Genomic DNA, 13,465 nt, shown 5'->3' on the forward strand with positions numbered 1-13,465 from the left:
GGACAAATATAGTAAATTTTTTTAAGAACCCAAGTCCTTCACCCCGCATAACGACATCTGCCGTCTCAGATTCCCGTCCCCAAGGCTGCGAAGCGGAGCCCGGCGGACGGAAGTCCGGGACTCTACCCGAAAAACTCCTCCTCGTCGCTCTGCTCGGGGCCAGCGGCATCCATCTCGTCCTCACAATCGTAGTGGGGCATCATCGCCGGCCGCACGAACTGGTCCGTACGGCTCACGCCCAGGTGTCCGTCGTCGTAGACCCGCTTGAGGAACTCGCCCACGATCGGCAGAGCCGCCACGCTACCCTCACCGCCCGAAAGGAAGTGCACCGACTGATCCTCACCGCCGACCCAGGCGCCGGCCACCAGTTTCGGAGCCACACACATGAACCAGGCGTCGCGGTTCTTGTTCGACGTACCGGTCTTGCCGCCGATCTCCATGTCCGTGAATCCGAACTGCCACTTCAGACGTCCGGCCGTTCCGGCATTGACCACCCCTTCGAGCATCGTCAGCATCGTATAGGCCGTGCGTTCGCTGATGGCGTCCTGCGACTGCGGGATGAACGAGGCGATCAGATTGCCCTGCCGGTCCTCGATGCGCGTCACGAAGATCGGGTCGGTATGCACCCCCTCGTTGGCGAAGGTCGAGAAGGCGCTGACCATCTCGTAGACGTTCGATTCGGAGGTGCCCAGGCAGAGCGCCGGAACCGGATCGATGTAGCTGCGGATACCCATGTTGTGGATGAAGTCGGCGACGGCCTCGGGCTGCTTGGCCTGCTTCATGATCCAGGCCGAGTAGTTGTTGCGACTGCGGGCCAGGCCCCAGCGCAACGGATGCAGCACGCCGTCGTAGACCACCTTGCCGGCCTCCTTCGGCGACCAGGCCGTGCCGTTGGCCGTCTCGATCGTCGTCGGCAGGTTCGGAACCATCGTGCAGGGGGTGAAGCCCAGATGGTCGATGGCGAAGGTATAGACAAAGGGCTTGATCGTCGAACCGATCTGGCGTTTGCCCTGTTTGGCCATGTCGTACTTGAAGTAGCGGAAGTTCGGACCGCCGACGTAGGCCTTGACATAACCCGTGCGGGGATCCATCGCCACCATCGCCGCCCGCATGATGCGCTTGTGGTGGAGGATCGAGTCGCGCGGCGTCATCACCGTATCGCGTTCGCCCTTGTAGGTGAAGACCCGCATCGGGCAGGGTTCGTCGAACGACGCCGTAATCTGCCGCTCGCTGAAGCCCGCCCGCTTCATCTCTCGGTAACGGTCCGAATAGCGGATCGCCTGACGCATGATCCGCTCACGCTCCTCACGGTCCGTATCGAGGAACAACACCTTCGTGCGGCGGTACTGCGCATCCATCTTGGGCTGGATGACCGTCTCCATCTGCTTCTGCACGGCCTGTTCGGCGTAGGTCTGCATCCGCGAATTGATCGTCGTGTAGATCTTCAGGCCGTCGCGGTAGATGTTGTAGGGCGTACCGTCGGCCTTGCGGTTCTTGTGGCACCAGCCGTAGAGCGGATTCTCGTCATACTCCTTGACCGCCTGGTCGTAGTCCCACTCGTTGTAGAACTGGCTGCGCTTCGGGCGGTCGGCACTCATCACCAGACGCAGCATCTCGCGGAAATAGGTCGCCGAGCCCTCGTTGTGCGAAATGGGGCGGTAGTTCAGCACGATGGGCAGCGCCGCAATCGAGTCGCGCTGCTTGCGCGTCAGCGCCCCGGACTCCTCCATGCGCGTGAGGACCAAATTGCGGCGGGCCAGCGCATTGTCCGGGTTCCGCACGGGCGAATAGCGCGTCGGGGCGTTCACCACGCCGACCAACACGGCCGCCTCCTGTACGTTGAGCTCGTGGGGCTCCTTGTTGAAGAACGTATGGGCCGCCGACTTGATGCCGTAGGCATTCGAACCGTATTCGACCGTATTGAGGTACATGGCGGCGATCTCCTCCTTCGTATAGTTGTATTCGAGTTTGAGGGCCGTGATCCACTCCTTGAGTTTCGCCGTCACGAGCTTGGTCATACGGGCCACGCGGCCGCGGTTGCGGGCCGTATCGCGCGGGAAGAGGTTCTTGGCCAGCTGCTGGGTGATGGTCGAGCCGCCGCCCTGCGAGGTGTTCTGCAGCAGCACGGTCTTGAAGGCCACGCGGGCCAGCGACGGAATGTCGATGCCCGAGTGGCTGCGGAAGCGGGCATCCTCCGTGGAGATGAGCGCCGCGACGATCGGCGGCACCTCATGGCCGTCGAGGCGGATATGGAGCGTCGAGTCCGTCGGATAGAGGTCGGCATACTGCACGTAGGAGCGGTTCTGCACGAAGAACGTGCCGATGACCTTGCCGTCTTCGGAGTAGATCTCCGTGGCCAGATTGCTGCGGGGGTTCTCCAGCTCCTCGAACGAGGGCAGGCGGCCGAAGAGGCCGAGCGCCGTCAGCAACAGCAGCAGTGCCAGCAGTACGAAAGGTGCGAAGGCCACGCCCCAGATCCATTTGATCGCTTTGGGGCTGATGCCCGACTTCTTACGTTGTTCCATAAGACCGAATTTTGCCGTAAAGATACAAAATATTCCCTAAAATGGGAGTCCGAGCGATCCGCCGATCCACACCCCGCCGGTCGAGGGGCGGTAGCACGAGAGGGTGAAGGTCGAGGTGCCCGAGGCGGGTTGGCGGAAGAGGTTGAAATCGAAAACCACGTCGCCGCCCGCCGACCAGATCCGCTGCCACGCGAGCGCTCCCCCGACCGGAGTCCGGAAACGGGCGTAGTCGCCGCCGACGTTGAGCCGGATGCGCTTGAAGTAGATCACCGAGCCGATACCCCCCTCGGGATAGCAGAGCGGCAACTGGTAGTTGGCCTCACAGGCCGTGTAGTTGTTCGAGACGATGTCGGCCGAAGTGAAGCCCCGCGGGATGAGGCGCGTGGACTTGTAGCTCAACGGGGCATAGCCCCCCGGGAACTTGTAACCGCCGATCGAAGTCTGGTAGGTCGCGGCTACCGAAAGCGAGTGGTGGCGCATCACCCCCGGCAGATAGGCCTGTCCGTAGAAGAGGATCAGATCGCTGAAATAGCGGTCCGCCGGATTGAACGTATAGCTGGTCGAGAGGGTGTAGCCCCAGCGGGGGGCGAAGTCGCGGTGAGCCATGCGCACCTGGTCCGAATAACCCAGTCCGAAGGCGACCTGATGCAGCCCCTCGCGGAAGCCGACATGCTGGATGTTGGTGATTCCGCCCCCTTCACCCCACTCGATCTTGCCCAGATCGGCCACCATGCCGTTCGAGTAGTTCCAGCGGGCCGAGACCGAGAACTGGCGCGTATGGTAACCGCGTTGCAGATAGAAGGGCAGCGTGGCCGACAACCCCACGGAGTAGTACTTGTCGGGGGCCGGACGCGACTGATACTCATACTTTCCGGTTTGGGCGTTGTACTGTCCGAGCGAATAGAAGAGCTGGTTGCCGCCGTACGAGGCGTCGAGATCGAAGCGGATGCCCAGTCCGTAGTAGCGTACGCCCAGATTGAAGAGCGACCCTTCGGAACGGTTCCAGCCGTAGGAGGCGTAGGCCTCGGTATTCGAGAGCAGGTTCTGCGAGATCAGCGTCACACCGGCATTCAGGTCGATCGACTGCTCCTCGACCAAAGAGAAGGGATTGAAAGCCAGCGGCATCCAGCTGTGAACGTTGACCAGATTGGGCACTTTGGCGTAGCGTTTTGCCCGGAAATCCGAACTCTGAAGCGTCGAGTCGGCCATCGCGAAGCGCACCGTATCGAGATTCAGCACCTCCCAGCGGCGGCGCGGCGGATTGACCCGGTTCAGCGGCACGCGCCGCGCCTCGACGGGAATCCGCACGCTGTCAGCCGGCTGTGAGGCCAGGCGGTATCCCCGTCGGTCGTAGGTCGTCACCAGCAGCCGGTCCCCGGCCGGTGCCGGGTCAAACGAACCATAGGTCGAGGTCGTCAGGCGGTATTCGCACCTCTCGGTCAGATCGTAGCAATGAGCCTCATCCTTGCCTGAGGCGATCGAGCCGTAGTAGAGCCGTCCGTCGGAGGCCCGCAGATCCGAAAGCGTAATGTAGGCCCCGCGGGTCACGGCGTGCAGCCCCCCGGCATCGATCCGTCCGATCCACATGCCGCTGCCGTCCGTAACCAGCACATACCACGCCCGCGTCCGGTCGTCCCACGCCAGTCCGTGCAACTCCGTGCGGTCGGGCGCCGCGAAGCGCTCCTCCTCTCCGCCGTTGCGCCGCACGACCACCGTATAACGGCCCTCGGGCGCATATTCGACCCACCCCAGCGCATCGGGAGTCGAGGTGGGATAGAGCGCCCGCCGGGCCGGACCGACCGTCCGGGTCCGGCCATCGGCCAGATTCATGTAGCAGAGCTGCGAATTGACCCGCTGTTCGAAGAGGGCCGAGCGGCGGTATTCGGTCCACCAGACGCGGCCGTTGCCCAGCGTCGGGCGCGTGGAGATCAGCCCCGTCGCAGCCACCTCACGCTCCCGACCCGTGCGGAGGTCCACCGTCACGAAGCGCGACACTCGGTCCAGATCGGTCTTCACGGCCAGCACCGCCGTATCGCCCAGCGCCAGCGGCCACTGGTATTCGGTATGGTTGCGCTCGGGGAGTTCGACGAGCGGCCGGGCCGTGTCCGGCTCCTCGGGCAGCGACGACCAGAAGCGTTCCAGTTCGTCGAACGTCTCGCGGAAGAGCCGGCTGACATTCGTATCGTAGTACTTCTCTAGCGCGATGCGCGTCGTGGCCAGCATGTAGGGGTTGCGCGACCCAAACCACGCCACGCGGTCCCAGACATTCTCGCCGTAACGCTCCCAGGCGTAGGAGCAGATCTGATAACCCAGTTCGTAATGGTCGGGGATGTAGTCGCGGTAGGAGCCGCAGAACCAGCGGTCGATGTTGCGGTGGTCGCGCCCGACGCTGCCCATGGCCCGGTAGGCCATCGAGAAGGAGGGCTGCAGTCCGCGGCCGAACGACGACATCATCGTCTCGGACATCACCGCATCTCCCTCCATGGCCCATACCGGCATGCACAGCAGACCGATGGTCGAGCCCTGCTGCCCGAGGATGTAGCTCAGCACGCGGATCACCCCCCGGTTGAGGTTGTTGTACTGCACGGCATGGCGGTACTCGTGGGCCACCAACTGCTTGTACCACGGCATCGAATAGCTGTCGATGGCCGGCGAGGTGAGGAACTCCACGCGTTTGGGAAGGTACATCACCAGTCCGTTCGACTCGAAGTTCTCGGGGTGCATGACAAACGGAATGCGCATCGGCCCGTGGCGGAAGCCGTAGGCGATGTCGGGCTGCACGGCGCGGATGTAGAAGAGCGTGCGCCGCGCCAGCTCCGAGACCGTATCGGGATAGATCATCCGCACGTCGGGCGTACGGATCGTCGACCACTTGAGCGGAGGATCCGAGCCCCACGTGTAATACTGGGCCTCGGCACGCCGCACACCGAAAAGCAGCGCGGTGAGCAGCAACACGAACAACAGCACCCGCCTCACCTCAGTTGCCGGCCTTTTTGCAACGGTAGCCGCTGCTGGTGAGCAGGTTGACGATGCGGTCGCGGTGGTCGCCCTGAATGATGATTTCGCCCTCCTTGGCCGCTCCGCCGACGCCACACCGGGTCTTGAGCATCCGGGCCAGAGCCTGCAGATCCTCGTCGCGCCCGACGAAGCCCCGCACCAGTGTGACGACCTTGCCGGCGCGCTGCTTGCGGTCGAGCCATACGCGCAGCTCCTGCCGCTGCGGCGGAAGAGTCTCCGCCTCAGGCTTCGCGGCGGTCTCGTATTTGAAGTCGGGATTGGTCGAGTAGACCATCCCCAAGCGGGATTTCCAGTCGTTGTCTGCCATAAATCGTGTTCGGAAGGTAGGAATTAAACGCCGATCGGGCGCCTTTATTTTGCGCAAAAATACGAAATTATTTATCTTTGTATGCGTATGGCCAGGAAGTTCACCGAAAAACCCCGCAAATCACACCCCTTCGCCCATGCGAAGAGCCTCGAGGAGCTCCCCCGCCCGCTGCCGGCCAACCCCGACCAGCGGCTGGTGAAGGTCTATGTCGAAGGCTATGAGGATGTCGCCTTCTGGCGCGGCATCTTCGACCACTTCCGCAACCCCTATCTGCGTTTCGAGATCTCGGTGCCCGACCGCGGCGACCTGCCCAAGGGCAAGAAGGTGCTGCTGGGGATGATCCCCCAGTCGTCCGAGGAGATGATCCTCTGCGTCGACTCGGACTTCGACTACCTCTTTGCCGGGCGCACCGAACAGTCGCGCCAGCTGGCCGACGCCCGCTTCATGTTCCACACCTACGCCTACGCCACCGAGAACTACCTCTGCTACGCCCCCTCGCTGCACAACGTCTGCGTCAAGGCCACCAAGAACGATACGCGCATCTTCGACTTCGTGCGCTTCCTGCACGAATACTCCTGCACGATCTACCCGCTCTTCCTCTGGTATGCCTTTTCGGCGCAGCTGGCCTCGGAGCACGTCTTCCCGCTGGCCGATTTCAAATCGTCGGTGCGGCTGGGCTACCTCGAGATCGAGAACAACGGCGAACGCACCCTCGAATGGCTGCAGCGCAACGTCGCCAAGCGCGAAGAGCTGCTCAAGCGCCGCAATCCGCGGATGATCGAACCCATGAAGGAGTTCGAGACCCAGCTCCGGCAGCGCGGCGTGAAACCCGAAAACACCTACCTCTTCATGCACGGCCACACGCTGATGGACAACGTGGTGATGGTGCTGCTGAACACCGTCTGCGAGAAGCTGCGCGACATGTCGATCGCACGGATCACCGCCTCGCAGAAGCAGGGCGTGGCCCTGAAGAACGAGATGTCGAACTACACCAATTCGCTGCGGTCGATCCGCGACGTGCTGCTCGACAACGAAAACTATACGGCGTGTCCGCTCTACAAGAGCCTGCAGCGCGACATCGAACGCTATATTGCCCGCATGATCTGGAACATGAAACGCAACGGCGAGATTCGTGAACAGTCGGTCGTGGGCATCCTTCACCGTCTCCGTCAGGGAGTCTTTTAGAGAGGGACTAATGAGAGAGAGGGGGGGCCATGGGGCGACCGATCCGTTCCAAACCGGAAGCACACGAACATCCGGAACCCGCACAACAAAAAAAGAGAGCCGTCGGGCTCTCTTTTTTCATGGGCTCCCATCGGGCGGCCAATCAATACTGCCCCTGCTTCTTGCGCACGACGCGTACGGTGGACTGCGTCGCCTGGCGGATGAAGACCTGCGGACCGCGGGCATAACGCCGCCACAGATCATCCGTATAGCCGCGGATGGTCAGCAGCTCCATGTCGCGCGTCGTCATCACGTCGAAGCCCGACTCGCGCAACGCCCGGACCACCTCGTCGATATGCCACGAATTGTCGACACACAGACTCAGGTTGACCGCCGAGTTGTGGATCAGATTGGTCTTGATGCGGAAGTGCTCGAGCAACGAGAAGATCGTCGCGAACTTCTCCTCCAGCACGAACGAGAAGTCGCGCGAACGGATCGTCAGCAGCACCTGATCCTTCTTCAGAATCAGAATCGGGACGTCGACCGGCGCCGACATGCCGCGGATCACCGTCCCCGGCTTGCGCTTGTCGCCAAACGGACGCACGTAGAGCGGGATATTCTTGTTCTGCAGCGGTTTGATGGTCTTCGGGTGGATGATCTGCGCACCGCTGTAGGCCAGTTCGATGGTATCCAGATAGTTCAGCTCGGCGATCTGCACGGCGTCGGGGAAGATCTTCGGGTCGGCGTTCAGCACGCCGTCGACATCCTTCCACACCGACATCGACTCCGCATCGAGGATATTGGCCGCCACGGCTGCCGAGTAGTCCGACCCTTCGCGGCCCAGCGTGGTGGTGGTTCCGTCGGGCGCCCCGCCGATGAAGCCCTGTCCGATGAAGATCGTCTCCGGGCCCCCTCCGACCGCCTCCCGCAACAGCGGCGTCGAAGCCGCAAGATCGACTCCGGCATCCTTGTGACGCTGTTCGGTGACGAAGCACCGGCGCATGTCGATCCAGCGGTTCGGGACCCCGGCGTAGTTCAGATACTCGGAGATGATCGTCGTCGAGACCAGCTCGCCGTAGGCCACGATCGTGTCGTACCACAACTCGGCCTCTTCGGGGAGGTAGCGGGTCTGTGTGGCGACGTGCTCCAGCTCGTCGAAAAGACGCTCGACACGCTCCAGCTGTCGGTGTTCGTGCCACAGATCGTCGATAATCTCGGCGTGGTACTGCCGCAACTGTGCGATATGGTCGAGCGACTGCTGCCGGTCGCCCTTCTGGAGTCCCTCGAAGACCTTCTCCAGGGCATTGGTCGTCTTTCCCATCGCCGAGACGATGATGAAGAGATGTTGTTCGTCGTCGATGATCCGGCGCAGGTTTCTCACCCCGTCGGCATTCCGCACCGACGCGCCTCCGAATTTGTAGACCTTCATATTTTTCCTTATTAACCTAACCTTCTGTTGATTCGGCAAGGCACGGAGGGCCTCGCAGCGAAGCCCCCGAGCCGTTGCCACCTCTTGCCGGCAGCCGCCGCTACTCCCCGACCGGGCGATACGGCACACCGATATTCTGGAAGAGGAACGCGTACATGTCGGTGGCATCGTCGATGCGCTTCGAGGTGGGCTTGCCGGCTCCGTGACCCGCCTTCGAGTCGATGCGGATCAGCACCGGGGCATCCCCCGCCTGGGCATACTGCATCTCGGCGGCGAACTTGAACGAGTGGGCCGGAACGACGCGGTCGTCGTGGTCGGCCGTCATCACCAGCGTCGCCGGATAGACCGTACCCTTTCGGATGTTGTGCAGCGGCGAATACTTATAAATATAGGAGAACTGCTCGGCGTCTTCCGACGAACCGTACTCCACGGCCCAGCCCCAGCCGATCGTGAACTTGTGGTAGCGCAGCATGTCCAGCACGCCGACCTGCGGCAGGCAGACGGCAAAGAGATCCGGGCGCTGCACCTCGCACGCACCGACCAGCAGACCGCCGTTCGAGGCGCCGTTGATGGCCAGCCGCTCCTTCGAGGTGTACTTTTGGGCGATGAGGTATTCGGCCGCCGCGATGAAGTCGTCGAAGACGTTCTGCTTGTTTTCGAGCATGCCGGCCTTGTGCCAGGCCTCGCCGTACTCCGAACCGCCGCGCAGGTTGGCCACACAGTAGATGCCGCCCTGCTCGACGAACATCAGCGCCGAGGGGTTGAAGGCCGGTGTGATATTGATCTGGAAGCCGCCGTAGCCGTAGAGCAGGCAGGGATTCCTGCCGTCGAGCTTCATGTCCTTGCGGCGGGTGATGAACATCGGCACCTGCGTACCGTCCTTCGAGGGGTAGAAGACCTGCTCGGTGACGTAAAGCGAGGGGTCGAAGGCCACCTCGGGGGCCTTGTAGAGGGTCGACTCGCCCGAGGCGATGTCGTAGCGGTAGATCGTGGCGGGCGACGTGTAGTTCGACAGCGTGTAGTAGAGCTCCGCAGCCTCCTTTTCGCCACTGAAGCCGCCTACGGCACCGATGGCCGGGAGCTCGACCTCGCGGACCAGCTTTCCGTCGTAGTCATACTGCGCGATGCGGTTCTGTGCATCCTGCAGGTAGGAGGCGAAGAGGTAGCCGCCGGCCTTGCCCACCCCTTCGAGCAGGTTTTTCCGATGCTCGGGGATCACCGTGGCGACCTGTCCGGGCTTCGTCAGCGAGATCCGCTTCAGGGCATAGTTCGAGGCCCCCTCGTTGGTCATGAAGTAGAGGTTGTCGTCCTGGCAGTCGACGAGGCGGTAGTCGTGGGCGAAGCCCGGGAGCAGCGTCCGGAAGCTGCGCTCCGAAACCTTGCGTACGAGGATCTCCGAACCGGAGGTTCCCTCCGAACCGACGATGAAGAGCCAGCGGCCGTCCTGCGAAGGCCAGGCCGAGAAGTAACGCAGCGGATGGGCCTTGTCCTCGTAGATGAGCCGGTCGGCGGACTGCGGCGTGCCGAGTGCATGGTAGAAGACCTTCTGGAACTGGTTCTGCGACGAATAGGTCCCCGTCTTCGGGGCATCATAGGCGCTGTAGTAGAAGCCCTTCGAATCGGGGGCCCACACCGCTCCCGAGAACTTCACCCACTCGATCCGGTCTCCGGTCAGCTCCTTGGTCGCGGTATCCATGACGCGGATCTCGACCCAGTCCGAGCCCGACGCCGCGGCGGCATAGGCAAAGTAGCGGCCGTCCTTCGAGAAGGAGATCTCGCCCACGGCCACCGTACCGTCGTCCGAGAGCGTATTGGGGTCAAGGAACACCTCGCCCGGCTGGCCGGGAGCCGTCGTGCGGTAGATCACCGCCTGGTTCTGCAGGCCGTCGTTGGAGGAGTAATACCACCAGTCGCCGTGTTTGGCCGGAGCACCCTCCTTGGGGTAGTTCCACAACTGGGCCAGCCGTTTGCGGATGGCTTCGCGGAAGGGAATCTGCTCCAGATAGGCGTTCGTCACGGCATTTTCGGCGGCCACCCAGGCGGCCGTCTCCGGCGAATTGTCATCCTCGAGCCAGCGGTAGGGATCCGGCACCTCGGTGCCGAAATAGTTGTCCACTACCTCGCCGCGCGGCGTCTCGGGGTAGGGAGCATGCTTTATCTGTTTCATGTTGTTGCAACCGGTCGTTGCCAATGCCACCGCGCCCGTCAGCACGGCGATCGTCCAGGAATAATGCTTCATAAGTACAACCGTTTGGGTGATATTGGGACAAAGTTAGGAAAAATTCGATATTTTCCATAAATTTGTCCTCCTGAAAAATACCGAACAAGATGACTGACAACCATAACGAACTCAAAACACGCATCGACCAGGCGTGGGAGAACCGCGAACTGCTGCACGACGAAAGCTATCGACAGACCATCCGCCAGGTGATCGACCTGGTCGACCGCGGCCAGCTGCGCACCGCCCAGCCCGTGGCCGAGGGCAGCGAGGAGTGGCAGGTCAACGAATGGGTCAAGAAGGCCGTGCTGCTCTACTTCCCGATCCAGCCCATGCGCAAGATGCAGGCCGGCGAACTCGAATGGTTCGACAAGATGGAGCTCAAGCACGACTACGAACGGCTGGGCGTACGCGTCGTACCCCACGCCGTGGCCCGCTACGGCGCCTACATCGCTCCGGGAGCCATCCTGATGCCCTCGTACGTCAACATCGGCGCCTATGTCGACACGGGCACGATGGTCGACACGTGGGCCACGGTCGGCTCGTGCGCCCAGATCGGCCGCCACGTCCACCTCTCGGGCGGCGTCGGAATCGGCGGCGTGCTCGAACCCGTGCAGGCCGCCCCCGTGATCATCGAGGACAACTGCTTCATCGGTTCGCGCTCGATCGTCGTCGAGGGGGCCCACGTCTGCCGCGAGGCGGTCCTCGGATCGAACACCGTCATCACCGGTTCGACCCATATCATCGACGTCACCGGTCCCGAACCCGTCACCTACAAGGGCTACGTGCCGGCCCGCTCGGTGGTCGTCCCGGGCAGCTACCGCAAGCAGTTCCCCGCCGGCGAATACAGCGTCTCGTGCGCGCTGATCATCGGCCGCCGCAAGGAGTCCACCGACAAGAAAACCTCGCTGAACGACGCCCTGCGCGACTTCGGCGTCTCGATCTGACCCACGACCGGAATCCCCTCCCGCGGGGAGGGGGGGGGATACAATGGCACCCCCTGCGGTTCGCCCCACCCAAACACCTCGAAAAATGATCTACCACCTCGACACGACCACCTCGACCAACGACGACGCCCGCGACCCGCGATACCGCCACGGCGACATCGTCTGGGCCGAGCACCAGACCGCCGGACGCGGCCAGCGCGGCCATCAGTGGCTCAGCCCCGAAGGCGAGAATCTCACCTTCACGATGGTCGTCGAACCGCGCTTCCTGCCCGTCACGGAACAGTTCCTGCTCTGCGAGGCACTCTCCGTGGCGCTGACCGACACCTTCACCGCCTACGGCATCGAGACCCGCATCAAGTGGACCAACGACATCTATGCCGGCGACCGCAAGCTCGAGGGCGTGCTGATCGAACACAACTACGCCGGCGCAACGCTCTCGCGTTCGCTGCTCGGCATCGGCATCAACGTCAACCAGACGGAGTTCGACCCGTCGCTTCCGAATCCCGTCTCGATGGCTCAGCTCACCGGACGCCGCTACGACCGCCGCCAGGTGCTCGAGACCTTCGAACGCTGCATGACGGCCCGCTACGAACAGCTCGAACACGGCGACCGCAACGCCCTGCAGGAGGAGTATCGCCGGCGCATGTACGACCTGGGCGTGCGGCGGACGTTCCGCTATCCCGACGGTTCGCTCACGCACGCCGTCATCGAAGGCGTGCGCCCCACCGGCGAACTGATCCTGCGCCACGACGACGGCGCGCTCCGCGAATACCTCTTCAAGGAGATCGAATTCGTCCTCCGGAAATAGACCCCGTCAAGGCGGAGAGCCCATGACGGGCCGGGAAGATCCGCCCCGGCGTCGTAAATTTCGGACGATTTTTCTTGCTGTTACAAAAATAACAGTTATATTTGCAAAGGAATAAACCGATTTCATAAACAAAAATTTCAAATACCATGAATGTACCTGCAAATCTGAAATACTCGAACGACCACGAGTGGTGCCGCGTCGAGGGCGACGTAGCCGTTGTCGGCATCACCGATTTCGCACAGAGCCAGCTGGGCGACATCGTCTTCGTCGACGTGCCGACCGTCGGTGAAACACTGGCCGCCGGCGAAGTCTTCGGCTCGATCGAGGCCGTGAAGACCGTCAGCGACGCCTTCCTGCCCGTGGGCGGCGAGGTGCTGGAGTTCAACAGCGCCGTCGATGCCGATCCTTCGATCGTCAACAAGGACGCCTACGGCGAAGGTTGGCTCGTCAAGGTCAAGATGACCGATCCGGCCGAATTCGAAAAGCTGCTCAGCCCGGCCGACTACGAGAAACTGATCGGATAGTTCCGACCATAACAAGGGGCGGAGAAGTTCGCTGCCGGGACATTGCGGGGGGGGGTGAAGGCACGCACGAATAGGCGCATCGCGAGGAGAGAGGCATGACGCCGACATCAATAAAAGGTTGAGAAAAAGTGAGTGTGTGCGCAAACAGGAGAATGGAGCAATCAACCCCGGCAACGGACGGATTCGCAACTCTCGGGAGAAGAGCCCCGGCGGGCTCGGTCCCGGCACGACAACGCTGAAACCCGGATGCCGTGTGTGCAAACGGGCCATGGAAAAAGCAGACACTGTAACCAGCCGACATCTGCAGGCGCAGAAAGCGCAACCGGTGCGGCCGTGTGGGAGATGGAACGCGCAGAACCAGGAGGGGGGGGGAGAAGAAAAACTCCGCAATGGACTCACGAATCTGGGCAAGACAGAACGGGAAATGGGAAAAGAATGGGAAAAGTCCAAACGGAGTCCGATACCCGAGCGTATGAATCCCCGAAAAGCGCAAACGTGCGAATGTTCCGCGGCAAGGACAATCCG

The 13,465-nt window shown here is 62.3% G+C and carries 9 protein-coding genes; 4 read left to right on the forward strand and 5 right to left on the reverse strand.

Features of this window, described 5'->3' with window-relative positions:
• Nucleotides 1–122: 122 nt before the first annotated feature.
• The 3 genes from B5G09_RS09595 to B5G09_RS09605 are packed head-to-tail and all read right to left on the reverse strand — an operon-like array spanning nt 123 to nt 5,850.
• On the reverse strand, nt 123–2,525 hold the full coding sequence (locus tag B5G09_RS09595) for a transglycosylase domain-containing protein (protein ID WP_087404988.1): 2,403 nt from the start codon (nt 2,523–2,525) through the stop codon (nt 123–125).
• 36 nt (nt 2,526–2,561) lie between these two features.
• Nucleotides 2,562–5,501 carry a hypothetical protein gene (locus B5G09_RS09600; protein WP_087404989.1) on the reverse strand — a complete coding sequence of 980 codons (2,940 nt, stop codon included), beginning with the start codon at nt 5,499–5,501 and terminating at the stop codon, nt 2,562–2,564.
• A gap of 1 nt (nt 5,502) precedes the next feature.
• The gene (locus B5G09_RS09605) at nt 5,503–5,850 is read right to left on the reverse strand and encodes a translation initiation factor (protein WP_087310734.1); all 348 of its coding nucleotides are present in this window, start codon (nt 5,848–5,850) and stop codon (nt 5,503–5,505) included.
• 87 nt (nt 5,851–5,937) lie between these two features.
• Here B5G09_RS09605 and B5G09_RS09610 point away from each other — a divergent pair, with 87 nt between their 5' ends.
• Complete coding sequence (locus B5G09_RS09610; protein ID WP_087310901.1) at nt 5,938–7,035, forward strand: DUF4435 domain-containing protein; 1,098 nt, start codon at nt 5,938–5,940, stop codon at nt 7,033–7,035.
• Between the two features lie 142 nt (nt 7,036–7,177).
• On the opposite strand, the gene B5G09_RS09615 is transcribed toward B5G09_RS09610, so the two are convergent.
• Nucleotides 7,178–8,443, reverse strand: a complete 1,266-nt coding sequence (locus B5G09_RS09615) for an aspartate kinase (RefSeq protein ID WP_087404990.1) — start codon at nt 8,441–8,443, stop codon at nt 7,178–7,180.
• Between the two features lie 100 nt (nt 8,444–8,543).
• The gene (locus tag B5G09_RS09620; RefSeq protein WP_087404991.1) at nt 8,544–10,682 is read right to left on the reverse strand and encodes a prolyl oligopeptidase family serine peptidase; all 2,139 of its coding nucleotides are present in this window, start codon (nt 10,680–10,682) and stop codon (nt 8,544–8,546) included.
• 89 nt (nt 10,683–10,771) lie between these two features.
• Here B5G09_RS09620 and B5G09_RS09625 point away from each other — a divergent pair, with 89 nt between their 5' ends.
• The 3 genes from B5G09_RS09625 (at nt 10,772) to gcvH (ending at nt 12,940) form a co-directional block, all read left to right on the forward strand.
• The gene (locus B5G09_RS09625; protein ID WP_087404992.1) at nt 10,772–11,608 is read left to right on the forward strand and encodes a 2,3,4,5-tetrahydropyridine-2,6-dicarboxylate N-succinyltransferase; all 837 of its coding nucleotides are present in this window, start codon (nt 10,772–10,774) and stop codon (nt 11,606–11,608) included.
• Between the two features lie 85 nt (nt 11,609–11,693).
• Entirely contained in the window at nt 11,694–12,416 is a 723-nt protein-coding gene (locus B5G09_RS09630) for a biotin--[acetyl-CoA-carboxylase] ligase (RefSeq protein WP_087404993.1), read from the forward strand.
• Between the two features lie 146 nt (nt 12,417–12,562).
• Nucleotides 12,563–12,940 (forward strand): glycine cleavage system protein GcvH, encoded by a 378-nt coding sequence (gene gcvH, locus B5G09_RS09635; RefSeq protein ID WP_087310724.1) that lies wholly within the window; start codon nt 12,563–12,565, stop codon nt 12,938–12,940.
• Nucleotides 12,941–13,465: the final 525 nt, after the last annotated feature.

This window comes from Alistipes sp. An54, assembly GCF_002159375.1.
Classification (GTDB): Bacteria; Bacteroidota; Bacteroidia; order Bacteroidales; family Rikenellaceae; genus Alistipes; species Alistipes megaguti.